General features: G+C 62.9%; 26 protein-coding genes and 1 tRNA gene. 22 read left to right on the top strand and 5 right to left on the bottom strand.

The window, feature by feature from the left end; all coding sequences use genetic code 11:
- Positions 1-108 precede the first annotated feature (108 nt).
- Positions 109-501 carry a hypothetical protein gene (locus tag BLT86_RS06645; protein ID WP_003460092.1) on the top strand — a complete coding sequence of 131 codons (393 nt, stop codon included), beginning with the start codon at positions 109-111 and terminating at the stop codon, positions 499-501.
- 124 nt (positions 502-625) lie between these two features.
- On the opposite strand, the gene BLT86_RS06640 is transcribed toward BLT86_RS06645, so the two are convergent.
- Positions 626-1315 (bottom strand): crotonase/enoyl-CoA hydratase family protein, encoded by a 690-nt coding sequence (locus tag BLT86_RS06640; protein WP_017676831.1) that lies wholly within the window; start codon positions 1313-1315, stop codon positions 626-628.
- Between the two features lie 187 nt (positions 1316-1502).
- On the opposite strand from BLT86_RS06640, the gene BLT86_RS06635 reads away from it, so the two are divergent.
- The 6 genes from BLT86_RS06635 to galU (BLT86_RS06610) all read left to right on the top strand — a co-directional run bounded on the left by BLT86_RS06635 (position 1503) and on the right by galU (BLT86_RS06610) (position 5458).
- Positions 1503-1721 carry a hypothetical protein gene (locus BLT86_RS06635; protein WP_017676832.1) on the top strand — a complete coding sequence of 73 codons (219 nt, stop codon included), beginning with the start codon at positions 1503-1505 and terminating at the stop codon, positions 1719-1721.
- Between the two features lie 93 nt (positions 1722-1814).
- Positions 1815-1904 (top strand) — tRNA-Ser (locus BLT86_RS06630).
- 301 nt (positions 1905-2205) lie between these two features.
- Entirely contained in the window at positions 2206-2502 is a 297-nt protein-coding gene (locus BLT86_RS06625; RefSeq protein WP_092375505.1) for a type II toxin-antitoxin system MqsR family toxin, read from the top strand.
- A gap of 2 nt (positions 2503-2504) precedes the next feature.
- Positions 2505-2906, top strand: coding sequence for a type II TA system antitoxin MqsA family protein (locus BLT86_RS06620; RefSeq protein WP_031306592.1), 402 nt, complete (start codon positions 2505-2507; stop codon positions 2904-2906).
- Positions 2907-3214: 308 nt separating this feature from the next.
- Complete coding sequence (locus BLT86_RS06615; protein WP_092375502.1) at positions 3215-4576, top strand: UDP-glucose dehydrogenase family protein; 1362 nt, start codon at positions 3215-3217, stop codon at positions 4574-4576.
- Between the two features lie 42 nt (positions 4577-4618).
- Positions 4619-5458, top strand: coding sequence for a UTP--glucose-1-phosphate uridylyltransferase GalU (galU, locus tag BLT86_RS06610; protein WP_024308196.1), 840 nt, complete (start codon positions 4619-4621; stop codon positions 5456-5458).
- Between the two features lie 154 nt (positions 5459-5612).
- Here galU (BLT86_RS06610) and BLT86_RS06605 read toward each other — a convergent pair whose 3' ends face one another.
- Entirely contained in the window at positions 5613-6035 is a 423-nt protein-coding gene (locus tag BLT86_RS06605) for a VOC family protein (protein ID WP_092375499.1), read from the bottom strand.
- Between the two features lie 72 nt (positions 6036-6107).
- Between BLT86_RS06605 and gorA the strand changes: the two genes are divergently transcribed.
- From gorA to BLT86_RS06570, 7 genes are all read left to right on the top strand, one after another.
- Positions 6108-7466, top strand: coding sequence for a glutathione-disulfide reductase (gorA, locus tag BLT86_RS06600; RefSeq protein WP_092375496.1), 1359 nt, complete (start codon positions 6108-6110; stop codon positions 7464-7466).
- Between the two features lie 7 nt (positions 7467-7473).
- A complete protein-coding gene (locus BLT86_RS06595; RefSeq protein ID WP_092375493.1) occupies positions 7474-8097 on the top strand; it encodes a trimeric intracellular cation channel family protein in 624 nt (207 codons plus the stop codon).
- 2 nt (positions 8098-8099) lie between these two features.
- Complete coding sequence (locus BLT86_RS06590) at positions 8100-8480, top strand: VOC family protein (protein WP_092375491.1); 381 nt, start codon at positions 8100-8102, stop codon at positions 8478-8480.
- Between the two features lie 170 nt (positions 8481-8650).
- A complete protein-coding gene (galU, locus tag BLT86_RS06585) occupies positions 8651-9514 on the top strand; it encodes a UTP--glucose-1-phosphate uridylyltransferase GalU (protein WP_074678325.1) in 864 nt (287 codons plus the stop codon).
- A 25-nt stretch (positions 9515-9539) separates the two neighbouring features.
- On the top strand, positions 9540-10394 hold the full coding sequence (locus BLT86_RS06580; protein ID WP_074678327.1) for an SDR family oxidoreductase: 855 nt from the start codon (positions 9540-9542) through the stop codon (positions 10392-10394).
- A 92-nt stretch (positions 10395-10486) separates the two neighbouring features.
- A complete protein-coding gene (locus tag BLT86_RS06575) occupies positions 10487-10657 on the top strand; it encodes a con-10 family general stress protein (protein ID WP_074678329.1) in 171 nt (56 codons plus the stop codon).
- Between the two features lie 78 nt (positions 10658-10735).
- Complete coding sequence (locus BLT86_RS06570; RefSeq protein ID WP_072423928.1) at positions 10736-11206, top strand: hemerythrin domain-containing protein; 471 nt, start codon at positions 10736-10738, stop codon at positions 11204-11206.
- Between the two features lie 247 nt (positions 11207-11453).
- Here BLT86_RS06570 and BLT86_RS06565 read toward each other — a convergent pair whose 3' ends face one another.
- Together BLT86_RS06565 and BLT86_RS06560 are read right to left on the bottom strand one after the other, a co-directional pair.
- Positions 11454-12422, bottom strand: coding sequence for a class I SAM-dependent methyltransferase (locus tag BLT86_RS06565; protein ID WP_092375489.1), 969 nt, complete (start codon positions 12420-12422; stop codon positions 11454-11456).
- 24 nt (positions 12423-12446) lie between these two features.
- Positions 12447-13838 (bottom strand): iron-containing redox enzyme family protein, encoded by a 1392-nt coding sequence (locus tag BLT86_RS06560; protein ID WP_075747839.1) that lies wholly within the window; start codon positions 13836-13838, stop codon positions 12447-12449.
- Between the two features lie 172 nt (positions 13839-14010).
- Between BLT86_RS06560 and BLT86_RS06555 the strand changes: the two genes are divergently transcribed.
- The 4 genes from BLT86_RS06555 (at position 14011) to BLT86_RS06540 (ending at position 16263) form a co-directional block, all read left to right on the top strand.
- Positions 14011-15147 carry a carboxylate-amine ligase gene (locus BLT86_RS06555; RefSeq protein WP_092375486.1) on the top strand — a complete coding sequence of 379 codons (1137 nt, stop codon included), beginning with the start codon at positions 14011-14013 and terminating at the stop codon, positions 15145-15147.
- A gap of 79 nt (positions 15148-15226) precedes the next feature.
- Entirely contained in the window at positions 15227-15571 is a 345-nt protein-coding gene (locus BLT86_RS06550) for a YgaP family membrane protein (protein WP_092375483.1), read from the top strand.
- A 72-nt stretch (positions 15572-15643) separates the two neighbouring features.
- Entirely contained in the window at positions 15644-16066 is a 423-nt protein-coding gene (locus BLT86_RS06545) for a hypothetical protein (protein ID WP_092375480.1), read from the top strand.
- On the top strand, positions 16063-16263 hold the full coding sequence (locus BLT86_RS06540) for a hypothetical protein (RefSeq protein ID WP_092375478.1): 201 nt from the start codon (positions 16063-16065) through the stop codon (positions 16261-16263). Before BLT86_RS06545 ends, BLT86_RS06540 begins: the two co-directional genes overlap by 4 nt.
- Before the next feature lie 108 nt (positions 16264-16371).
- Here the strand turns inward: BLT86_RS06540 and BLT86_RS06535 are convergent, their stop codons facing one another.
- On the bottom strand, positions 16372-16752 hold the full coding sequence (locus tag BLT86_RS06535) for a Rho termination factor N-terminal domain-containing protein (protein WP_092375475.1): 381 nt from the start codon (positions 16750-16752) through the stop codon (positions 16372-16374).
- Positions 16753-16904: 152 nt separating this feature from the next.
- Between BLT86_RS06535 and BLT86_RS06530 the strand changes: the two genes are divergently transcribed.
- The 4 genes from BLT86_RS06530 to glgB all read left to right on the top strand — a co-directional run bounded on the left by BLT86_RS06530 (position 16905) and on the right by glgB (position 25055).
- On the top strand, positions 16905-17429 hold the full coding sequence (locus tag BLT86_RS06530; RefSeq protein ID WP_092375472.1) for an MgtC/SapB family protein: 525 nt from the start codon (positions 16905-16907) through the stop codon (positions 17427-17429).
- A 153-nt stretch (positions 17430-17582) separates the two neighbouring features.
- Complete coding sequence (locus BLT86_RS06525; RefSeq protein WP_092375468.1) at positions 17583-19565, top strand: alpha-1,4-glucan--maltose-1-phosphate maltosyltransferase; 1983 nt, start codon at positions 17583-17585, stop codon at positions 19563-19565.
- Positions 19566-19581: 16 nt separating this feature from the next.
- The gene (gene treS / locus BLT86_RS06520; protein WP_092375465.1) at positions 19582-22896 is read left to right on the top strand and encodes a maltose alpha-D-glucosyltransferase; all 3315 of its coding nucleotides are present in this window, start codon (positions 19582-19584) and stop codon (positions 22894-22896) included.
- On the top strand, positions 22893-25055 hold the full coding sequence (gene glgB, locus BLT86_RS06515; RefSeq protein WP_092375462.1) for a 1,4-alpha-glucan branching protein GlgB: 2163 nt from the start codon (positions 22893-22895) through the stop codon (positions 25053-25055). Before treS ends, glgB begins: the two co-directional genes overlap by 4 nt.
- The last annotated feature ends 90 nt before the right edge of the window (positions 25056-25145 follow it).

The raw sequence follows: 25145 nt of genomic DNA, 5'->3' as shown, positions 1-25145 counted from the left end.
TCGAAAAATACTGTACAAATAAACAGTATTGAGTGATATTGGCCTCACTTAGGCGACAACAACCCGTCCACCACCTGAAGGTGGGCGCCTTGCGAGGGGGTATTGGCAATGCAACAGATGCTGATGACGATTGTGCTATTGGCCCTGCTGAGCGGCTGCGCGCAACCGCAGATTGATCGACCACAGGCCAACGGTGCCTACCTGGTGATCGAGGGCGAGCAGGCCTGGGCCGTGCTGGTCTCCGATGGCCAGCGTGTCGAGGAGACGGGCATAGTGCTCGACGTGATTCGACTGCCCAGCCATCACTCCAACATTGCCGCCAGTTACGTGATCGAAACGCCCAACTGCGGCAAGCTGCAGTGGCTGACCGAGCGCCATGGTGCTGCAGAGGGTGAAACCACGCTGTTGCCGGCCGCCTTCAACGAGCAACTGAGCAAGCCCGGCTGCGTGCTCGCGCAAGGCCTGAGCCGAGCCTGGACGGCCCTGGATTATTCCGGCTGACCCGTTGGGTGCGCCGCGCGCACCGACATTCGCCGGCGGGGTAATTGGCGAGACGCGCAAAGAAAAAGCGCCGCGACCTCAACGGAAGCGGCGCTTTTCATTTATGGGTTACCGAGAGTTGCGTTTAAAGCAGGTGTTGCTTGTCCATCTCGATGGCGGCATCGAGGGTTTCCAGCAGCGCCTTGCGCACCTTCAGCTTGGTGTTCTTGTGTGCGGTCATGTTGATCTTCTTCATCTGCTGCGCCACCGCCTGAGTGGTGGCCAGCAATTGCTCGGCCGGTACCACCTTGTCCAGGAAGCCGGCATCTACAGCGCCAGCCGGGTCGAACATCTCGCCATTGATCACCGAACGGTGGAATGCAGACTTGCGCAGACGATCACGAGCCAGCTCGATACCGACGTGGTGCATGGTCATGCCGATCTGCACTTCATTCAGGCCGATATTGAACGGACCTTCCACGCCGATACGGTAATCGGCCGACAGCAGGATGAACGCACCCTTGGCCACGGCATGACCCGGGCAGGCGACGATGATCGGGTAGGGGTGGGCGAGCATGCGTCGCGCCAGCGTGGAGCCAGCAGCCACCAGGTTGATTGCATTCTGCGGGCCCGAGGTCATCACCTTCAGGTCATAGCCGCCGGAAAGAATTCCCGGCTGGCCAGTGATGACGACGATGGCGCGATCCTGCTCGGCGCGGTCGAGGGCGGCATTGAACGCAGCGATCACGTCAGGCGAGATGGCATTGACCTTGCCATTGCTCAGGGTGAGGGTGGCGATGCCATCTTCGAGTTGATAGCTGATCAGGTCGCTCATGGCGGTTTTCCTTGTTAGAGCCTTGGGGGCGAATGTGGGCAGAAGGTACTCAGCCGCAGCGCTCTGGTAAAGCGCCGCGGCTGACTGGCTGGTCAGTGTTTTTGCCTATCGCGGCTATGCCGGATGGCAATTGGTCGAACGCAAAGCCAGGCCTTTATGGTGAGCAGCGAACCGAAGGAGCTGCCCCATGAACACCCTCTACTCCATCCTTTATATGCTTGCCGTGATCGGCCTGTTGCTGGCATCGGTCGTGCTCAGCGAAACCTTCTACCTGCGCAGCCCATCCGGCGTGCTGCTGCTATTCGGCTTGGGCCTGTTCATGTCCCTGGGTTTTCTGCTGTTCGGCCACATTCGCTTCGACGAGCAGCCCTGTGAGAAGCACGAGGAAAACCCGCTGCGCTCTTAAGCGCATGAATCCTTTAAAAAAAATTTGCCATCGAGAAAACATTCGACTACATTAGCGCGCCTCGACGGGGTAAACGCCAAAACGTCGAGATCCGGTGAAGTGTCCGAGTGGTTGAAGGAGCACGCCTGGAAAGTGTGTATACGGGAAACCGTATCAAGAGTTCGAATCTCTTCTTCACCGCCACTTTCGCAATACCTAAAGCCCTGAAAGCTGACAAGCTTTCGGGGCTTTTTGATTTCTGGCTTGTCGCTCTTCTCTCGGCTCAAGACGCTAATCAGCCAACTGCTCGCTTCAATTCGATGGAGCAGGTGACTGCCTGGAGTGCCGTACACGTTCGCGCAGGCTAGCGAAATATCGCTGGTTAGCAGGCTTTGCTGGCTTGGATTCGGCACCAGCCAGCAACTCATTGCGTAGTTGCTGGCGTTTGTCGTTTGGCATGGACGCTCCCTTGAAGAGATTAACCTAAAAGGTTATTTTGTACGGCATGGAAAAGCGCAAACCCCATTTCAAGCTTGAGCTGGTGAAGCAGGCCGTAGCCGATCAGCGTTATCGCTTCACCCGCTTAGCCCTGGAAGGGGGCGCCGAGCTGGGTATGGAGATGGCCGACATGCTGGCCGTCATCAGTGCCCTGAGCAGCCGCGACTTTTTCAAGAGCATGACAACCTATGCGGATCATACTAGCTGGCAGGACGTTTACCGACCCGACACCGAATTCGGGCAGGTCTATCTGAAGTTCACGCTGGTGGCCGATCTGCTGATCGTTTCCTTCAAGGAGAAGTGACCATGAAATGTCCAGTATGCGGCGGGGCGGAACTGGTTCACGACACCCGCGATATGCCCTTCACCTACAAGGGGCAGACCACCCAAATTACTGCAGTAACGGCTGACTGGTGCGATGCGTGCGGCGAGTCCCTGACTGGGCCGGCTGAGAGTGAGCGCGTTATGCGTGCCATGAACGAGTTTCGCCAGCAGGTGAACGCCCAGGACGGCAATCAGGAGCTTATTCGCAGCGTGCGTAAGCAGTTGCGGTTGAGCCAACGTGAAGCGGCCGAGCTGTTCGGCGGTGGGCCGAATGCGTTTTCTCGTTACGAGCGAGGCAGCACAGAAGCACCGCAACCGCTGGTGCAGTTGTTCAAAATCTTGGGGCGACACCCGGAGTTGATCAACGAGCTGCGTGCTGGTTGAGTGTCGAAATCATAGAGCCGAATAGCGACGAAACGAGCCGTTGAGGGGAGCGGAAAGCCCCTATTGAGCAGGTTTGGCATGGACTGACACGCTACCGGCACGGGTTCGAATCTGTTCTTCACCACCACTTTCGCAAAGCCCCTGCAGGTAAACCTACAGGGGCTTTTGTTTTTCTGGTCCCCACAGTTTTCACGCTATGCGTACCCATGATGCGTACATACACGCCTGTCATCATTCCTTCGTCGTTCCGTCATATCGCTGCCACCGCGATTGGTTGCAATCGCAGCATAGGCCAGGAGGATGCTGCGATGCAGATATGCGTGATTGGAGCGGGATACGTAGGTTTGGTGACGGCCACCTGTTTTGCCGAGATGGGCAATCAGGTGGTCTGCGTCGAGCGAGATCCGCAGCGCGTGGCGATGCTTTCGCGAGGTGAGGTGCCGATCTACGAGCCGGGCCTGGAGGCGATGCTCAAGGCGCAGCTGGCCGGTGGGCAGCTCAGTTTCACTTCTCAGCTGAAGGCCGGCATCCGCCGCGCCGAGGTGATTTTCATTGCGGTGGGCACGCCCAGCGGTGAGGACGGTTCGGCCGATCTGAGTCATGTGCTGGCGGTTGCCGACGAGCTGGGTGAACGGCTCGATCATGCGTGTCTGGTGGTGGACAAATCCACGGTGCCGGTGGGCACCGCCGAGCGTGTGGCACAGCGCATCAACGCCGGTCTGGCGCGTCGGGAACAACGGGCGCGGGTGATCGTGGCGAGCAATCCGGAGTTTCTCAAGGAAGGCTCTGCAGTCGAGGATTTCATGCGCCCTGATCGGGTGATCGTCGGCTGCGACGATGAGCGTGGGCGCGATTTGTTACGCCGGCTGTATGCGCCATTTCTGCGCAATCACGACCGCCTGTTGTGCATGGGTGTGCGCGCCGCGGAGTTCAGCAAGTATGCGGCCAATGCCTTTCTGGCGACCAAGATTTCCTTTATCAACGAGATGGCAGGTATCTGCGCGCGGTTGGGCGTGGATATCGAGCAGGTGCGCCGCGGTATCGGTAGCGACCGGCGTATCGGTACGCACTTCATCTATGCCGGTTGCGGTTATGGCGGCTCGTGCTTTCCCAAGGATGTGAAGGCGCTGATCCGTACGGCCGAGCACGAGGGCATCGAGCCTGGCATCCTGCGCGCGGTCGAAGCGCGCAATGCGCTGCAGAAGACGCTGCTGTTCCAGGCCCTGCGCGAGCATTTCAATGGCCACTTGCACGGGCGGGTCGTCGCGCTCTGGGGGCTGGCATTCAAACCCGGTACTGACGATCTGCGTGAAGCGCCCAGCCTGGTGCTACTCGAGGCTCTGCTGACCGCGGGTGCCAAGGTGCAGGCTTGCGACCCTGCTGCCACGGCAGCTGTTGCTGCACGCTATCCGGCGGCCATCGAGGCGGGGCAGCTGGTACTGAGCGAATCCCCCTATGCCGTCACCCAGGGTGCGGATGCGTTGGTGCTGGTGACGGAGTGGAAGCAGTTCCGTCAGCCGGACTTCCCGCGTATTCGCGGTGCGATGCGCATGCCGGTGCTGTTCGACGGGCGCAACATCTATGACGCCGATCAGCTGGCGGAGCTGGGTTTTCTCTATCGAGGCATCGGTCGACCTGCAAGCGGCAGTTGTAAGGCTAGCGCGGCTTGATAGACTGGGTGCGCATTCCAACCGTCCCCACTAGGGAGTCCCATGATCAAGAAATGCCTGTTCCCCGCTGCCGGTTACGGCACGCGCTTCCTGCCTGCTACCAAGGCAATGCCCAAGGAAATGTTGCCGGTGGTGAACAAGCCACTGATTCAATACGGGGTTGAAGAGGCACTCGAGGCTGGCCTCAACCAGATCTCCATCGTCACGGGGCGCGGCAAGCGCGCGCTGGAAGACCACTTTGACGTGAGCTACGAGCTCGAACACCAGATCAAGGGCACCGACAAGGAGAAGTACCTGGTTGGCATCCGTCGTCTGATCGACGAGTGCAGTTTCTCCTACACCCGTCAGGTCGAAATGAAAGGCCTGGGCCACGCCATCCTCTGCGGCCAGCCGCTGATCGGTGACGAGCCGTTCGCCGTGGTACTGGCCGACGACCTGTGCCTGAACCTGGAAGGCGATAGCGTGCTGGCGCAGATGGTCAAGCTGTACAACCAGTTCCGCTGCTCCATCGTGGCGATTCAGGAAGTGCCGAAGGACGAGACCTCCAAGTACGGCGTGATCGCCGGCGAGATGATCCGCGAGGACATCTACCGCGTCAGCAACATGGTGGAGAAGCCCAAGCCCGAGGACGCGCCGTCGAACCTGGCGATCATCGGTCGCTACATCCTCACCCCGGACATCTTCGATCTGATTCGCAGCACGCCGCCGGGCAAGGGTGGCGAAATCCAGATCACCGATGCGCTGATGCGCCAGGCCCAGCAGGGCTGCGTGATGGCGTACAAGTTCAAGGGCCAGCGTTTCGACTGCGGTAGCGCCGAGGGTTACATCGACGCGACCAATTTCTGCTTCGAGAACCTGTACAAGACCGGCAAGGCGTTCTGATACGTTTGCCTATCAGAGCAGCCTTTCGTAGGAGCCCCGCCCCGGGGCGAAGCTTTGCGATGCCTCGCCGTCCGGTTCGCGGCGGGGCGCCGCTCCTACTGAATCGGTGCATTGATGCTCCAACTGACGCCACCCTCGGGTGGCGTTTTGCATTTCAGGGAATGGGCATTTTCTCCGAGCCGGGTCCGAGCGGCTGGCCGAAGCTGAACTCCACGTAGTTGCCGGCCGGGTCGCGCAGGCCGCAGTAGTAGCCAACCGGATAGGGTTCGTCGCGTGGTGGCCAGATCAGGCAGCCCGCTTGTTCGGCCATGGCGGCGATGTGATCGACGTCCTCGCGGCTGTCCAGGGCGAAGCCGAAGTGGCTGTAGTCATTGGCGGCCAGGTTCCTGTCCTGCCCGCCGGGCATGATCACGAAGATGAACTGGTGCTCCTTGCCCGGCTCGGCCATCCAGACGATGCGTGTACCCTTGCCGGGACGCTCGTGGATCACCTGCATGCCGCAGAAACGTTGATAGAAGGCGATGCAGGCGTCGAGATCGGGGACGTGCAGGGCAAGATGAGTCAGGGTAGGGCGCATGGAATCCACCTCCGGCTTTCAGCTTAGCGCGGGCCTTTACGGTATGCTCCTCGTCTGCCAAGGAGATACCCCATGAGTTACGACTTCGACCTGTTCGTTATCGGCGCCGGTTCCGGCGGCGTACGTGCGGCGCGCTTCGCCGCTGGTTATGGTGCACGCGTTGCGGTGGCCGAGAGCCGCTACCTGGGCGGTACCTGCGTCAACGTCGGCTGCGTACCGAAAAAGCTGCTGGTATACGGCGCGCATTTTGCCGATGACTTCGAGCAGGCCTCGGGTTTCGGCTGGTCGCTGGGCGAAGCGAATTTCGACTGGGCGACGCTGATCGCCAACAAGAACCGCGAGATCGAACGCCTCAATGGCATTTACCGCAATCTGTTGACCAACAGTGGCGTCAGTCTGTTCGAAGCTCATGCGCGTATCGTCGACGCCCATACCGTCGAAGTGAACGGCCAGCGTCACAGCGCCGAACGCATTCTGATCGCCACCGGCGGCTGGCCGCAGATTCCCGATATCCCAGGCCGCGAGCACGCCATCAGCTCCAACGAAGCCTTCTTCCTCAAGCAGCTGCCCAAGCGCGTACTGGTGGTGGGCGGCGGCTATATCGCCGTGGAGTTCGCCTCGATCTTCCACGGCCTGGGCGCGCAGACCTCGTTGCTGTACCGCGGCGATCTGTTCCTGCGCGGCTTCGATGGCGCCGTGCGCGAGCACCTGCGCGAAGAGCTGAGCAAGAAGGGCCTGGACCTGCAGTTCAACGCCGATATTGCCAGCATCGAGCGCAAGGCCGATGGCAGCCTCGCTGCGACGCTCAAGGATGGTCGCGTACTGGAGGCCGATTGCGTGTTCTACGCCACCGGCCGCCGGCCGATGCTGGACAACCTCGGCCTGGAAAACGTCGAGGTGAGGCTGGACAAGCGCGGTTACGTCGAGGTGGACGATCTGTTCCAGACTTCCACGCCGTCGATTCTCGCCCTTGGCGACGTGATCGGCCGCGTGCAGCTGACCCCGGTTGCGCTGGCCGAAGGCATGGCCGTGGCGCGGCGGCTGTTCAAACCCGAGGAATACCGGCCGCTGGATTACAGCATGATCCCTACCGCCGTGTTCAGCCTGCCGAATATCGGCACCGTTGGCCTGAGTGAGGAGCAGGCCATCGAAGCCGGGCACAAGGTGAAGATCTTCGAGAGCCGCTTCCGGCCGATGAAGCTGACGCTGACCGAGAACCCGGAGCGCACGCTGATGAAGCTGGTGGTCGATGCCGACAGCGACCGCGTGCTCGGCTGTCATATGGTCGGCCCGGAGGCGGGCGAGATCGTTCAGGGCCTGGCGATTGCCCTGAAGGCAGGTGCGACCAAGCAGATCTTCGACGAGACCATCGGCGTGCACCCGAGCGCCGCCGAGGAGTTCGTCACCCTGCGTACGCCGGTCAGCCGCTGAGGGCAGCATGGAAACGCTTTTCTATGTCGCCGACCTGTTCGGCGTTGCGGTGTTCGCCATCACCGGTGCACTGATGGCGGGGCGCAAGTCCATGGACCTGTTCGGCGTGCTGGTGATGGCCATCGTCACCGCGCTGGGCGGCGGCACGCTGCGCGACCTGATTCTGGACAACCACCCGGTCAGCTGGATTCGCGACGACACCTACATTCTGGTCGCATCACTGGCGGCACTGGGCACCGTGGCCTGGGTGCGCATGACCCGGCCGATTCACGAGAAAGGCCTGCTGATCGCCGATGCCTTCGGCCTGGCGGTGTTCACCGTGTATGGCACCGAGTTGGCGCTGCAGCACGGCACGCCGATCAGCACCGCGGTGATCATGGGCGTGATGACTGGCGTGGTTGGCGGGGTGATTCGCGATGTGCTGTGCAACGAGATTCCGCTGATCTTCCAGAAGGAAATCTACGCCACGGCCTGCATCGCCGGCGCGCTTACTTTCATCGGCCTGCGTGCACTGGGCACCCCGCACTGGCTCGATAGCGCAGCGGCGATGGTCGTGGTGCTGGTCGCTCGTCTGGCGGCGATTCACTGGCACCTCGGGTTGCCGCGTTTTCACCTTCTGGACAGGCATTGAGCATGATCGAGAGACTGGACCATCTGGTACTGACGGTGGCGGATATCGACGCCACCGTCGATTTCTATGAGCGCGTGCTGGGCATGCGTCACGAGCGCTTCGGCGCCGGGCGCAGCGCTCTGGTATTCGGCCAGCAGAAATTCAATCTGCATCAGGCCGGGCGTGAGTTCGAGCCCAAGGCGATCAAACCGACACCGGGCGCCATCGATTTGTGCCTGATCACCCTGTGGCCTCTGCAGCGAGTCATGGCCCATCTGGCCGAGCAGGGCGTGATGGTGGAAGAGGGGCCGGTGGCTCGCACCGGTGCCGTTGGCCCCATCGAGTCGGTGTATTTTCGCGACCCGGACGGCAATCTGATCGAAGTGAGCCGTTATCTCGCGTAGGGACGGTTTCTTGCCTGCAGCGGCAGCTCGGCATCGGCGCGCTTATGCCGCGGTGCCGAGCTTCGCAAAAGCGCGCAGCAGCGAAACGGCGCCCGCTGAAATATCTTGAACCGTAAAGGTTCTAAACGGGTCAGGTTCTATTACCGAGTCACTCAATTGGTATAGAACCCATGATCAAGAAATGCCTGTTCCCCGCTGCCGGTTACGGTACCCGTTTTCTTCCTGCTACCAAGGCGATGCCCAAGGAAATGCTGCCGGTGGTCGACACCCCGTTGATCCAGTACGGCGTCGAAGAAGCACTCCAGGCCGGGCTCAATGAAATTGCCATTGTCACCGGTCGCGGCAAGCGCTCGCTGGAGGATCATTTCGACATCAGCTACGAGCTGGAGAACGAAATTTCCAACACCGGCAAGGAGAAATCCCTCAGTGGTGTGCGTCATCTGATCGATCAGTGCACCTTCTCCTACACCCGCCAGGTGGAGATGAAGGGGCTTGGCCACGCCATTCTCACCGGCCGTTCCCTGATCGGTGACGAGGCCTTTGCCGTGGTGCTGGCCGATGACCTGTGCCTGAACCTCGACGGTGACGGCGTGCTGACCCAGATGGTCAAGCTCTACGAACAGTTCCGCTGCTCCATCGTCGCCATCCAGGAAGTGCCGATGGAGGAGGTTTCGCGCTACGGCGTGATTGCCGGTGAAGCGCTGCGCGACGATATCTTCCGCATCGACAGCATGGTGGAGAAGCCCAACCCGGAGGACGCGCCATCGAACCTGGCGATCATCGGCCGCTACATTCTCACGCCCGACATCTTCTCGTTGATCGAGCAGACCGAGCCGGGCAAGAGCGGCGAAATCCAGATCACCGATGCGCTGATGAAGCAGGCCCAGCAGGGCTGCGTGCTGGCCTACAAGTTCAAAGGCCGCCGCTTCGACTGTGGCTCGGCCGAAGGCTATGTGCAGGCCACCAACTTCTGCTTCGAGAATCGCCACAAGACCCATCCGGTGACTGCGAGCCCGCGCCTGCAGGCCGTCTGAGCGCTAGCGAAAGGAGGAGTGAAGGATGAACGACAAGACCCTGCCGCCTCAGCACCAGCAGCGGCAACCCGGCGTCGAACACGCCATGCACCCTGAGCCGGTCTACCTCGACGATGATTACCGCGCTGCCGGCAAACTGACCGGCAAGGTGGCGATCATCACCGGTGGCGACAGCGGTATCGGCCGCGCCGTGGCCGTGCACTACGCCCTGGAAGGGGCCAAGGTCGCCTTGGTTTACCTGAACGAGGATGAAGACGCGCAGAAGACCCTCGACGAGGTGAAGCGCCACGGCGGCGAAGCCATCGCCCTGGCGGGTGACGTTGGCGACGGCAGCTTCTGTCAGTGCGTGGTCGACGCCGTGATCGCCAAGTGGGGACGCCTCGACATCCTCATCAACAATGCTGGCGAACAGCATCCCGAGCACAACCTCGAGTCACTCGATGAGGCGCAGTGGGAGCAGACCTTCCGCACCAATATTTTCGCCATGTTCCATCTGACCAAGGTCGCGCTGGAGCATCTGCAGCCGGGGGCGAGCATCATCAACACCAGCTCGGTGACGGCCTACAAGGGCAACCCCATGTTGCTCGATTATTCCTCGACCAAGGGCGCGATCACCTCATTCACCCGCTCGCTGTCGATCAACCTGGCGCCGCGTGGGATTCGCGTCAATGGCGTCGCACCTGGGCCGATCTGGACGCCACTGATCCCGTCCACCTTCAGCGCCGAAAAAGTCTCCGAGTTCGGTGCCGATACACCGCTGGGGCGCCCGGGCCAGCCCTCCGAAGTCGCACCGGCATTCGTCTATCTGGCCAGTAGCGATGCGTCTTACGTCACCGGGCAGATGCTTCATGTCAACGGCGGCAGTGTGGTCAACGGCTGATGAAAAAAAGCCTGAACGACTCGCGGCAGGGCCTGCCTCATTTTATGTAGAGGCAATAACGCCTCGCGAGTAACTATCAGGAGGTACCAGCAATGGCGACCAGCAAAAATCCGGGTAACTTCGCAAACGATCGTCAAAAAGCTTCGGAAGCCGGCCGCAAAGGTGGCCACAACAGCGGGGGCAACTTCGCCAACGACCGTCAGAGAGCAGCTGAAGCCGGGCGTAAAGGTGGTCAGAAAAGCCAAAGCGGTCGCGAGTCGTGATCGTCATGCCAGGGCCCGCTTTTAGCGGGTCCTGGCATTTTTACCGATGTGATTGGTAGACCTGAGGAGAGCAAAACGATGAATGCCATCGAACTGCTGAAAAAGGATCACGAAACCGTAAAGGAGCTGCTGAGCAAGCTCGAGGACACCACCGAGCGCGCGGTGCAGACGCGCAAGAAACTGCTGCTCAAGATCGAGCAGGAATTGAAGATTCACACCGAGCTTGAAGAGCAGATTTTCTATCCGGCCTTCAGGCGCGCCGGCAGCAAGGACGACGCCGTACTCGCCATCGAGGCCAAGGAAGAGCATCGCGCCGTAGAAGCGCTGGTATTGCCCGACATCAAGGAAACCTCGCCATCCACCCTCGAGTTCGCAGGCAGAGTCAAGGTGCTCAAGGAGCTGCTGGAGCACCACATCGAGGAAGAGGAACGCGACATGTTCCCCCAGGCCAGCAAGCTGCTGAGCAAACGTCAGTTGCAGGAACTGGGGCAGTCGATGGAAGTGCTGCGCAAGTCGCTCAAGAGCAACGCCCAAGCCAAGGCGGCCTGAGCATCACCGGGCCGATGCTTGCGCAAGGCGGGCATCGGTCTAGCAGGCCGTTGAAGAACGTAGGCGAGGCAGGCAAGACAAGGCAAAAATGGCCGAAAAAGCGCAGTTTACGCGTTGTAAATGAGCATTTTGACTGGGCTCGCACGCGAGGCCATTTTTAACGCAGTATTGCCAACGCACGACTGCATGGATGCAGGAGGTAGAGCGACGCAGGAAGCCAAAGCCGAGGCAGTTTTTCAACGGCCTGCTAGCGCTGGCGCAGATTGGGCTGATAGCTCAGGCGCAACGCCACGCAGGCGATCCGCTCGGCCTGATCGTACTGCGGTTTTTCCAGCTCCTCACCGAATACATCCGGATCGATTTCCTGGTAGTCCCAGTCCCAACCCGTATCGCCCAGCGACAGGCGAATGGCATTGAGCAAAGGATCTTCACCGTCAACGATCGCCACCCCGGTATAGAGCAACAGCGTGCCGCCAGGCGCGAGTCTTTGCATTGCCGTATCGAAGATCGCCAAGGACAGTCCGGCGCCATGCTTGCCGCCGCCGTGGCGATAGGTACGCTGTTGCGGATCGAGCATATAGGGCGGGTTGGCGATGATCATGTCGAACTGCCCGTCCACATCCCGTAGCAGGTCGCTGCTCTGTACGCGCAGGTTATAGATGCCCGCCAGGCGCGCATTCACTGCGGTCAGGGCCAGTGCTCTGGGGTTGATATCCAGCGCCATGACTTCTGCCCCCGGGCGTAGCTGCGCTGCCGTGATAGCGCCAGGGCCAGCGCCGCAGCCGATATCGGCGATGCGCCGCAGCGGCTGGTTGGTGTGCGCCAGGTAATCGCGCAGCAGGCGGGTGAAACGGTAGGTATCGGGGCCGAAGAACACTGCGTCGCTTTCCTCCGTGGGAAAACGCGAGTGCACGTAGAGCCCGTCGCCCAGGGTCGACCAGCGCACCTGGCTGATCCAGCCTTGCGCGTGAGGCTGCAGCACCTCGGCCTCACGCATGCTCTCGAGGATTTCCTCGTCCAGCGTGCCTTCAGCGAAGGGTCGGCTCCAACCGAAGACGTCGCGCAAGTCCCTGGCCAGGGCATTGCCCGGACGCTGGTTGACGCGCTGATGGGTGAGTGGTGTGGGGGTGACGAAGCGATAACCGCGTGCACGTAAAAGCGTGCCCAGGCGCAGCAGGGCGAGACTCTGGGGGGCGTTGAAGGTGGGTTCGAGCATGAGTGGATTCCAGGGGCAGGGCGGCTACTGGATCAGCGCCGCGAAAGTACGGGTGGCTGCCAGGCCGGCGCTGGACCAATGCTGCGCTGGCGCCTGCAGGCCGATCAGGCGAGATTCGCGGCGATAGGCGTCCATGCCTTGCAGCTCCTGGATCAACTCGCGGCGCTCGCGGTCCAGCTCGCCATGCTGCGCGCTGCCCGCCAGCGCGAGTGCGGCCTGAGGCTTGCGCCGCGGACGGAAGGGTTTCGCCGGCGCCTCCGGCTGCCAGCTACCGGCAATCCAGTCATGCAGCAGCTGGCGCTCATAGGGGCTGAACACACCGAACATGGCGGCTCCTGGCCCCTGGATCAGGCGCCAGAAGCGGCTGCAGGCCGGGTCCGTGTCGCGCCGTATCCAACCGCTGTTCTGCAGTGCTTGGAGAAAGTTCGCCACGCTGCCGGAGCTGCCCAGCCATTGATTGACCGTGCGTCCTTCGATACGGCAGTAGTCGGAATGCACCTGGCTGGCGACCGCGCGCTTTTGCTCGAACATCTGCAGCAACTGCTGCTGCAGATCGAAGCTGTCGATCACGGCCGTCGAGCCCACACCCAGCTCATTGAGCATGTAGCCGCGCAGCACGCGCTGGTAGAACGCCTGGGCGTCGCCGACACGCGGCAGATTGGTCAGCACACTCTGAACGGCCTTGGCGGCGTGACCGCTGGAGCCGTTATCGATGGTCACGTGCAGTTGGAAGTAGTAGGGGTCGATGTCCAGCTCGTTCAGCTCGAAGGCACTGATCAGCAGGTGCAGCGGCAATTGTTCATAGCCGAGGTTGTAGCCGATCACTTCGGGCAGGAACTCGTCGGCCAGCAGGCCCAGCGCCAGCTGGATGGCGCCCTGGCGATACAACTCATCATCCAGTTCGAGGGCATCCTCACAGCCTTGGCTGGCCAGCAGGCGCTGGTAGAGCAACACGTGATTCTGCGCCGCGACTCCGTCGCCAAGCTCTTCCAGGTAGGTGCGCACCAGCGGATACACGCGATAGTCGCGCCAGTGGGGCAGAACACCGTACAGCCAGGCGCCGTCGACCAGCTTCGTCGGTGCCACGGCGCGCACAAAGTGCAGGGCATCGGCCTTGCGCGGGAAATAACGCCGGCCTTCACCTGCGCGTCGTCCCGCGAGATAGTCGGCGTAGTCCGCTGTCACACGCTGGTGCTGATGTTGCGACCAGGCCACCAGTTCATAGGGGCTTTGCGGCAGTTCGCAGGGTAGCTCCGCCACCTCCTGCAAGCACTCCAGCAGAAACTCACGTGCCTGCGGGTGGCCCGGTTCGGGCTCAGCCAGCAGTTGCTGATAAAGACTCTGAAAAGGCCCTGAAAGGGGCGCGAACGAAATGCGCTGGGCGCCGGGGCTGTCGATGAAACTGGCAATCGACATGGGGCAGATCTCCTGAATAAGTCCATCTATAAGAAGGCGATGTGTTGCATAGGAGCGGCCGATCCGAACAAAGATTCCCACTGAATTTTCGCCGCCCAACGGGTGAGCAAAGAGGTTGAACTCACGCCTGCCGGATGCCCTCAACTACAGGAACCACGGGAGCAGGTGAGTCATGGCAGCGAGCACGTTCGGCATCGAGGAAGAGTACTTTCTGACTGACCTGGCCAGCCGCTGCGTGGCGCAGCGTGGGGTCGAGGCCTTTGCCATATCCAGTCGTCGCGCGCTGGGCCAGCGGGTGACGCGAGAGATGTTCGCCGCACAGTTCGAAGTGGTCACGCCGGTGTTGAACAGTCTCGACGAGGCGCGCGACTGTCTTGGCCAGGCGCGTACGACCATGGCCGACCTGGCCAGCGAGTTGGGCTGCGGCATCCTCGCTGCCGGCACCCATCCGCTGGGGCAGTGGCGTAGCGTGCAGGCGACCAACATGGCGCGCTACCGGGCGATTTTCGATGACTACCGGATCGTTGCCAGCCGCAGCGTGCTGGCCGGCCTGCATGTGCATGTCGGTGTGCCCGAGGGCGTCGATCGCATTCGCCTGATGAACCGGCTGACGCCCTGGCTGCCGTTATTGCTGGGTCTGAGCGCGTCCTCGCCGTTCTGGGATGGGCGGCCCTGCGGTTTGATGAGCTACCGCCAGGCGGTCTGCGATGAGTGGCCGCGCATGGGCATCCCCGATCACTTTCGCGATGACGCCGAGTACCAGCGCTACCTGAAGGTAATGACCGATACCGACTGCATCGGCTCGGCCGTCAATCTGTGGTGGAACATCCGCCCGTCACTGCGCTTCCCTACCCTGGAGCTGCGCATCGCCGATGCCTGCCCGCGTCTGGACGATGCCCTGTGCATCGCCGGGCTGTTTCGCGCCATGCTCGGCCATGCCCTGGACGCGCCTCACCATGATTGGTTCGATGATCCGCTGACCCGCATCCTTACCCTGGAAAACCGCTGGCGCGCCAAGCGCCGCGGCCTGCGTGGGCTGTTCATCGAACCACGTAGTCAGAGCACCTTGCCATTCGCCGCCTGGCTGGACGAAGTGCTGGCCTGCATCGGCGAGCAGATTGCACCTGACGAACGCTGGATCATGACCCACGCACGCAAGCTGGCGCGGATCGGCGGCAGCGCCGAGATGCAGCTCGCCACCTACCGCCGTGCCCGCAGTGGCGGCGCCGATCATCGCGCAGCCCTGTTCGATGTGGTCGACAGGCTGATGCAGCAGACCGCCCTGCAGGACATTCGGCAAATAGCCTGAACCTTTGCCGTGCACCTGCCTTTCTAAACCTCACGTGAGCCGCAATTGGCTGCGTCATCCAACGCTAAGGAGAAACGCCATGTCACTGACCCATAACGTTCATCGTCTGGAACGTGCCGTATCACTCGCCACCGGCGCCACCGCCATCGTCGCCGGGCTTTGCCAGGGCGGCACCTCAGGTGTGCTCAAGGCCCTTGGTGGCGCCGCGCTGCTGCAGCGCGGGATCAGCGGACACTGCGTGGTCAAGGGAATGATCAGCGACCCCAAGAGCGAACTCGAATGCTTGCGAGAATGCGTGGCCGATCTGCGCGCGGCATTACCGAAACTGCAAAAGGAGATGGAACGGGTGAAAGGGCGCCAGGAAAACCGGCTGGATCATGCGGTGGAGGAAACCTTTCCTGCCAGCGACCCGATTTCGCCTTGAACCGAGCGTACGGGCGATGGCGCATCTGCGCCGTCGCCATGCGCGGCCTATATCGTTCGAAGGAGGCATCCCATGAAAGATACAAATCCAGGACCCACCGCGGAACGAATCGATGAACAGACGCTGGACTTCAGCGATGAGGAAGACAGCCTCGGCACCGGCGATCCCACCTTGCAGCCGACCGCGCGTCCATCGTCCAACCCAGAGGATGAAATCGGCCTGACCGGCGCCGCGACGCTCGGCGAAAGTGAGCACGAGGACAACGTCAGCCTCGACGATCTCAGCCCGGATACGCTGATCGATGACAGCGGTGCGCGCTCGCCGCTGGAACGCGGTGGCGATGGCGCCCTCGATGAAGAGTTCAGTGTGGTCGACGAAAATGAGGTCGGTGGTGGCTTCGGCCTCGACGAGGCGGAGCTGGCGCGCTCGGCACCCCTCGACGGCAAGCCTTGGACCGATGAAGTGGTACCCACCGACGAGGAGCGCAAGCCATGAATGCACGAACCTGCGCCTGCCCGCATTGCGATTGCGCGGTCGAGTCCCGGGAGTGGGTCCACGAAGTCGCGGGAGATGATCTGCTCTACTGCTGCGAAGCCTGCATGCAGCGTCATCCCAAGGGCATGGTCCCGTGCCACAGCCCAGGCTGCGATTGCGGCGAGCGCATGGAGCGTGAGCGCGAACAGGCTACCTAGGCGCTAATGCTGTTCACTGGAGGCACGCGTTTGCTCCCCTCTCCCATCCATGGGAGAGGGGCTGGGGGAGAGGGCCGAGGGCACTGATCGCGTGAACAGCAGCCCCTCTCAGGCACTGGCCTTGCGCAGCGCCTGCAGCAGTTCCTCCTTGCGCATGCGCGAGCGCCCGGCGATATCCCGCTTGCGCGCCAGCTCCATCAGCTCGGTCTTGTTCATCGCTTCCAGGCGCTGACCGGGGCGGGGTGTGCTTTCACGGGTAGCGGCTGCACGCCGTGCCGAGGACTTGCGTGCAGCCTCCTTGTTGGCCGCGCTGGTCTTCTGCCCGGAACCGCCAAACTTGTCGCCACCGCCGGACTGCTTGTTGACCGTGGCCCAGGCACGCGCTTCGGCCTCGTCCTCAGGTACACCGCGGGCCTTGTAGCTATCTTCGATGTGCTCGGCCTTGCGCTTCTGCTTGGCGGTGTATTTGTCTTTGCTGCCACGGGGCATGAGCGTTCTCCCGGTTGGTTTGGGTCTTCAAGAGAAGTGAATGCCCGTTGGGGCATAGGTTCCCTGTTCCGGATAACCGGCGGTGACGATGACCCGAACCTCTGCGTGCCGGATTCGCTCAGATGCAAAGCATCCGTGGAGATTGAACGACGATGGACGTACTCGAACGAATTCTCACGACCCTGGCGCAGGAGTTTTCCGACCTTGGCCAGGTGGAGCACATCACCCGCGCCACGTTGCGCCTGATTCTGGCCATGTTCCTCGGCGGCCTGCTCGGCTACGAGCGCGAAGTCATGGGCAAGGCCGCCGGCATGCGCACGCATATGCTGGTGTGCCTCGGCGCGGCGATCTTCGTCATGGCGCTGGAGCAGGACGGCGCCGAAGCCGACGCCATGAGCCGGGTGATCCAGGGCATCGCCGCCGGTGTCGGTTTTCTCGGCGCCGGCACCATCCTCAAAGGCCAGAACATATCCGACGTCAAAGGCCTGACCACTGCAGCCGGTCTCTGGGCCTCGGCCGCCATCGGCGTGGCGGTCGGGCTCGGGCGCGAGGCCACCGCCGTACTGTCCACGGTGATCGTGCTGGTGGTGCTGCACCTCATGCCGCTGCTGGTCGATCCGGGCGCCAGGACCAAGCCGGACGACCAGGCCGATGAGAAGCCGAGCGACAGGCAATAGCCCGTTAGCCCGGTGAACGGGCAAAAACTGCCTGAACTTTTACCTCTGCCTCCACCTCGGAATTTCTGACAGGTGCAGCGCTTCGCGCGCTGTCGCAAACCTGCCCGCCAATCCCTTCGAACACGTCTGCCAGGCGTAGAGGAGCCAGGAACGATGCCGTCCCCGCAATATGCCGACCAGACCGTCACCCATGCCATCGCCCAGCCTCGGCTCGCCATCGAAGCGCTACAGCCGATCATTGAAGGTGGCCGCTTCGCCAGCAAATGCCTGTGTGGTCGGGAGTTTCCGGTCACGGCGGTGATCTTCAGCGATGGCCACGAGCAACTGGCCGCCGACCTGCTGTGGCGTGCCAGTGGCGAGGCCACCTGGCAGCGCGCGCCGATGCAGGCGCTGGGCAATGATCGCTGGAGCGCCACACTGTGCATCGATCAGCAGGGCCGCGGCGAATTCGCCATCGAGGCCTGGCTGGACGTTTACGCCAGCTTCCGCCAGGAACTGGTGAAGAAGCTCGGCGCCAGCGTGCCGGTGGAACTCGAACTGCAGGAGGGCGCGCAGCTGGTTCGGTGCATCGCCGCGCAGGCCCCGGAAGAATTGCGCGGCGAGCTGGCGGCGCTGATCGAACGCATGGAGGCCTCACAATCGCAGGCCGAGCGCGAAGCGGTGCTGATCGATCCCTCCGTCAATGAACTGATGCGCCGCGCCGAATATCGTCCGCACTTGCTGCGCACGCCGAACTACCCGCTGGATGTCGAGCGCAGCCTGGCCGAATTCGCCAGCTGGTATGAGCTGTTTCCCCGCTCGCTGGGCGACGAGCAGCGCCACGGCAACTTCGCCGACGTGCACGCACGCATCCCCGAGATCGCCCGAATGGGCTTCGACGTGCTGTATTTCCCGCCGATTCATCCCATCGGCCGGGCGCACCGCAAGGGGCCGAACAACAGCCTCAAGGCCGGCCCGGACGACCCTGGCAGCCCCTATGCCATCGGCAGCGAGGAGGGCGGCCACGACGCCGTGCACCCGCAGCTCGGCAGCCTCGAGGACTTTCGCCAACTGGTGCGTGTGGCGCGTGAGCACGGCCTGGAAGTGGCGCTGGATTTTGCCGTGCAGTGCTCGCCCGATCACCCCTGGCTCAAGCAGCACCCCGGCTGGTTCAGTTGGCGCCCGGACGGCAGCATTCGCCATGCCGAGAACCCGCCGAAGAAGTACGAGGACATCGTCAACGTCGAGTTCTACGCCGAAGCGGCAATGCCGGATCTGTGGCTGGCGTTGCGCGATGTGGTGCTGGGCTGGGTGGAGCAAGGCGTGACACTGTTTCGCGTCGATAACCCACACACCAAGCCGATGCCGTTCTGGGAATGGCTGATCGCCGATGTACGTGAAAGCCACCCCGAGGTGATCTTCCTCTCCGAGGCCTTCACCCGCCCGGCCATGATGGCGCGCCTGGGCAAGCTCGGCTTCAGCCAGAGCTACACCTACTTCACCTGGCGCAACACCAAGGCCGAGCTGCAGGCCTACTTCGAGGAGCTTAACCAGCCGCCCTGGCGCGATTGCTACCGGCCGAACTTCTTCGTCAACACCCCGGATATCAACCCCTATTTCCTGCAGCGCAGCGGCAGGCCCGGCTTTCTCATTCGCGCCGCGCTGGCGACCATGGGTTCCGGGCTGTGGGGCATGTATTCGGGCTTCGAGCTGTGCGAGGCCGAGCCGGTGCCAGGCAAGGAGGAGTACTTCGATTCGGAGAAGTACCAGCTGCGCCCGCGCGACTACCAGGCGCCGGGCAACATCAACGCCGAGATCGCCCGGCTCAACCAGATCCGCCGCGAGAACCCGGCGCTGCAGACCCATCTGGGCTTTCAGGCCTACACCGCGTGGAACGACAACATCCTCTACTTCGGCAAGCGCACGGCCGATCTGAGCAACTTCATCCTGGTCGCCGTCAGCCTCGATCCGCATCACGCCCAGGAAGCGCACTTCGAGCTGCCGCTGTGGGAGCTGGGCCTGCCTGACGATGCCGACCTGCAGGGTGAAGACCTGATGAATGGCCACCGCTGGACCTGGCACGGCAAGGTGCAGTGGATGCGCATCGAACCCTGGCACCTGCCTTTCGGCATCTGGCGAATCCAGACCGCCCGCTGAACAACGGAGTAACACCATGGCCAAGCGCAGCGTCGGCAAGACATTTCTCAACGACCCGCAGTGGTACAAGGACGCGGTGATCTACCAGGTCCATGTGAAGTCGTTCTTCGATGCCAACAATGACGGCATCGGCGACTTCCAGGGCCTGATCGACAAGCTCGACTACATCGCCGAACTGGGGGTGAACACCCTCTGGCTGCTGCCGTTCTATCCCTCGCCACGGCGTGACGACGGCTATGACATCGCCAAATACAACGACGTGCACCCTGACTACGGCTCGTTGAGCGACGCCCGGCGCTTCATCGCCGAGGCGCACCGGCGCGGCCTGCGCGTGATCACCGAACTGGTGATCAACCACACCTCCGATCAGCACCCCTGGTTCCAGCGCGCGCGCCGGGCGAAGAAGGGCTCCAAGGCGCGCGACTATTACGTCTGGTCCGACAGCGACGAGAAATACGCCGGCACACGGATCATCTTCATCGACAGCGAGAAGTCCAACTGGACCTGGGACGCGGTAGCCGGCCAGTACTTCTGGCACCGCTTCTACTCGCACCAGCCGGACCTCAACTTCGATAACCCCAAGGTGCTCGAAGCGGTGCTCGGGGTGATGCGCTTCTGGCTCGACATGGGCGTCGATGGTCTGCGCCTGGACGCCATCCCGTACCTGATCGAGCGTGACGGCACCAGCAGCGAGAACCTGCCGGCGACCCACGCGGTGCTCAAGCGCATCCGCGCCGAACTGGATGCGCGCTATCCGGATCGCCTGCTGCTGGCCGAGGCCAACCAGTGGCCGGAGGATACCCGGCCCTATTTTGGTGGTGAAGAGCATGGCGAAGGCGACGAATGCCACATGGCGTTCCACTTCCCGCTGATGCCACGCATGTACATGGCCATCGCCCAGGAAGACCGCTTTCCGATCACCGACATCCTGCGCCAGACGCCGGAGATTCCGCCCAATTGCCAATGGGCGATCTTCCTGCGCAACCACGATGAGCTGACCCTGGAAATGGTCACCGACGACGAGCGCGACTACTTGTGGAACTACTACGCCGCCGACAGTCGTGCGCGTATCAACCTGGGCATTCGCCGGCGTCTGGCGCCACTGGTGGGGCGCGACCGGCGACGCATCGAGCTGCTCAACAGCCTGCTGCTGTCGATGCCCGGCACGCCGACGCTGTACTACGGCGACGAGATCGGCATGGGCGACAACATCTACCTCGGCGACCGCGACGGTGTACGCACGCCGATGCAGTGGTCGGTGGACCGCAACGGCGGCTTCTCCCGCGCCGATCCGGCCAGTCTGGTACTGCCGCCGATCATGGACCCGCTGTACGGCTACCAGACGATCAACGTCGAGGCGCAGGCGCGCGACCCGCATTCGCTGCTCAACTGGACGCGGCGCATGCTCGCCATCCGCAACCAGCACAAGGCTTTCGGCCGTGGCTCGCTGACGATGCTGACGCCGAGCAACCGGCGCATCCTGGCCTACCTACGCATGCATCACGGCGAGGATGGCAGCGAGCAGCAGATCCTCTGCGTGGCCAACCTGTCCAGTGCGGCCCAGGCCGTCGAGCTGGAACTGGCCGACTATCGCGACCGGGTGCCAGTGGAGATGATCGGCGGCGCCTCGTTCCCCCCCATCGGTCAGCTCACCTACCTGCTGACGTTGCCGCCGTACGGTTTCTACTGGTTCTACCTGGCCGACGCCTCGCAAATGCCCAGCTGGCACCTGAAACCGGTGGAGCGCATGCCGGAGTTGCAGACCCTGGTGCTGGGTCGCGCCCTGAGCGAAGTGATGGATGGGCGCGCGCGGCAGACGCTGGAGCGCGAGTCGCTGCCGCTGTATCTGCCCAAGCGCCGCTGGTTCGCGGGTGAACAGCGCCCGGCCGTTAGCGTGTTGTACGCGATGCCGCTTGGCGACGATGCCAATGCGCCGCTGCTGGCCGAGGTGCAGGTGACGGGGGCAACAGGCGTCGAGCATTACCGCTTGCCGCTGGCCGCCGTACCGGAACGCGCCGAGGGCAACGATCTGCCGCAGCAACTGGCGCTGGCCCGGCTGCGCCGGGGTCGCCACGTCGAGCTGCTGACCGACGCCTTCAGCCTGCCGCAGTTCAGCCAGCAGGTCCTGCGCCTGCTGCGTGAACAGGCGGTGCTGCGCAGCGCTGGCGGCGAACTGCAGTTCCGCACCGAGACGGCGCTGCTGGCACTCGACAGTGTCGACGAGAACGACTTCAAGCTGCTTTCGGCCGAGCAGTCCAACAGCTCGGTGCTGATTGGCGAGCAGCTGTTGCTCAAGCTGTTGCGCCGCGGCTTCCCCGGTATCCACCCGGAGGTGGAAATGGGGCGTTTCCTGACCGATCACGGCTACGCCAATGTCGCGCCGTTTCTTGGCGAGGTGGTGCGGGTCGACGAGCACGGTCAGCCTCATACCCTGATGGTGATGCAGCGTTATCTGGACAATCAGGGCGACGCCTGGCAATGGACGCTCAACACCCTCGACCGTGCCATCCGCGATGAACTGGTCGGCGGCACCGCCGCTCCCGATGTCGACGCACTGGGCGAACTGCAGCAGTTCGCCGGCGTGCTCGGCACACGCGTCGGCGAGATGCATGCGGTACTGGCGCGGCCGGTGGAGAGTCCCGACTTCGGTTATCAGCTCAGCGGCGAGCGCGACAGCGCCCGCTGGGGCAAATCCATCACAGCGCAGTTGCAGGAAGCCTTGCAGGCCCTGGTCCGTCAGCGTGACGCCCTGAGCCCGGCGACTGCGAAACAGGCCGACTGGCTGCTGGCCCGGGAAAAATCCTTGCTGGAAGCGGTCACCCGCCCGGCAACACAGGCCGCAGGTGGCCTGCGCATACGCGTGCATGGCGACCTGCATCTGGGCCAGGTCCTGGTGGTGCAGGGCGATGCCTACATCATCGACTTCGAGGGCGAGCCCAACCGCTCACTGGAAGAGCGCCGCCAGCGCCACAGCCCGTTCAAGGACGTCGCCGGCATGCTGCGTTCCTTCGACTACGCGGCCGCCGTGGCGCAGCGCAACGCCGGCGGCGTGGAAGGCGCGGCGGACGCCCAGCAGGTAGTTCGCGACGTGGTGTCGCGCTACCGCGAGCAATCGTGCAGTGCCTTTCTCGATGCCTATCGTCTGGCCACCAACGGCTTGCCCCACGAATGGCACGAACGCGACGGCGAAGGCGCGGCCCTCGACCTGTTCTGCCTGGAAAAAGCTGTCTATGAAATCGTCTACGAAAGCGGCCACCGCCCCGACTGGATCGATGTCCCGTTGCAGGGGCTGGTGGATCTCGCTAAGCAATTGCCAGGAGTGCGACCTTGAATCAGAACAGAGTGCAGCGCTTGCAGTGCGCCGAAGACGGCGATCCGTTCAGCTTCCTTGGCCCACACCCGCAGGGTGCCGAGAGCCTGGTGCGGGTCTGGCTGCCCGGTGCCGACGCGGTGGACCTGCTGGCCAGCGACGGCTCGCCGCTAGGGCGCATGCACTGCAGCGACCCGCAGGGCCTGTTCGAATTGCAACTGCCCCAGGCGCAGCGCTACCGCCTGCGCATCCACTGGCCAGGCAACGTACAGGAAACCGAAGATCCCTATGCCTTCGGCCCGCTGCTGGGTGACACCGACCTCTACCTGTTCGCCGAAGGCAACCACCGCCAGCTGTGGCGCTGCCTGGGCTCGGCACCGGTAGAACATGAAGGCGTGCCTGGCGTACGTTTCGCCGTGTGGGCGCCCAATGCGCGGCGGGTTTCGGTGGTCGGCGACTTCAACAGCTGGGACGGCCGCCGCCACCCCATGCGTCTGCGCTACCCGGCGGGCGTGTGGGAGCTGTTCATCCCGCGGCTGCAGCCCGGCGAATGCTACAAATACGAAATTCTCGGCCCGCACGGCGTGTTGCCGCTGCGCGCCGACCCCATGGCGCAAGCCACCGAGGTGCCGCCGGCCACCGCTTCAAAGGTGCCACAGGGCGAAGCCTTCGCCTGGCAGGACCAGCAGTGGATGAGCGAGCGCGAGCAGCGCCATGCTTCGCAGGCACCGCTGGCGATCTACGAGCTGCACGCCGGCTCCTGGCAATGGCAGGACGATCACGCACCGGACTGGGACGAGTTGGCCGACCGGCTGATTCCCTACGTACAGGACCTGGGGTTCACCCATATCGAGCTGATGCCGATCATGGAGCACCCGTTCGGCGGCTCCTGGGGCTACCAGCCGCTGTCGATGTTCGCGCCGACTGCACGCCTGGGCAGCCCGCAGCGCTTCGCTGCCTTCGTCGATCGCTGCCACCGCGCCGGCATCGGCGTGATTCTCGACTGGGTGCCGGGGCATTTCCCCAACGACGCTCACGGTCTGACGGAGTTCGACGGCACCGCGCTGTACGAGTACGCGCACCCGTTCGAGGGATTTCACCCGGACTGGAACACCTGCATCTACAACCTCGGCCGCACCGAGGTACACGGTTTCATGCTGGCCGGCGCGCTGTACTGGCTGCGCGAATACCACGTCGACGGCCTGCGCGTGGATGCAGTGGCGTCGATGCTCTACCGCGATTATTCACGCGAAGCAGGGCAGTGGATTCCCAACCGCCACGGTGGCCGCGAGAACCTGGAGGCCATCGAATTTCTCCAGCATCTCAACGAGGTGGTGCGCAGCGAAGTGCCCGGCGCGCTGATGATCGCCGAGGAATCTACCGCCTGGCCTGGCGTCAGTCGGCCGGTGCAGCAGGGCGGCCTGGGCTTCAGCCACAAGTGGAACATGGGCTGGATGAACGACAGCCTGAGCTACATCCAGCAGGACCCGATGTACCGCCTGCACCATCACCACCAGATCACCTTTGGCCTGCATTACGCCTTCTCCGAGCGTTTCATCCTGCCGATCTCCCATGACGAAGTGGTGCACGGCAAACGCTCGCTGCTCGGGCGCATGCCCGGTGATCGCTGGCAGCAATTCGCCAACCTGCGCCTGTTCCTCGCCTTGATGTGGAGTCACCCGGGCAAGAAGCTGCTGTTCATGGGCTGCGAGTTCGGCCAGTGGCGCGAATGGGACCACGACCAGCAACTGGACTGGTACCTGCTGCAGTACCCCGAGCATGCCGCAGCCCAGGCGCTGGTACGCGAGCTGAATCGCCTGTACCGCGAAGAGCCGGCGTTGCACCGTCTCGACGACCAGGACAGCGGTTTTCAGTGGCTGGTAGGCGATGACGCGCGCAACAGTGTATTCGCCTGGCTGCGCAAGGGCGGCGAGGGCAGTGCGCCGTTGCTGGTGGTGCACAATTTCACCCCGCAGGTGCTCGACGGCTACCGCACCGGCGTGCCGCACGCGGGCCGCTGGCAGGTGCTGCTCAATACCGATGACCGTTGCTGGAGCGGCTCAGGCGCCGGCAGCGAGGGTGAGCTACACAGCGAGCAGATGACCGCTCACGGCCAATCCGATTCGCTGAATTTGCAGTTGCCTCCTCTGGGTGCGCTGATTCTGCGACCGGCGCAATAAGCGTCGCCGCTGAAGCGCCTCCCACAAAGGGCGAGGTGTGCCTTGGCGTGATGATTCTGCTTCCGGCCAACAAGGCGCCGGACTCGTGGT

Source organism: Pseudomonas sihuiensis (assembly GCF_900106015.1).
In the GTDB taxonomy this organism is placed as follows: domain Bacteria; phylum Pseudomonadota; class Gammaproteobacteria; order Pseudomonadales; family Pseudomonadaceae; genus Aquipseudomonas; species Aquipseudomonas sihuiensis.
Note: the sequence above shows the minus strand (reverse complement) of the source record. Positions and strands in the feature narration are given on the sequence as shown.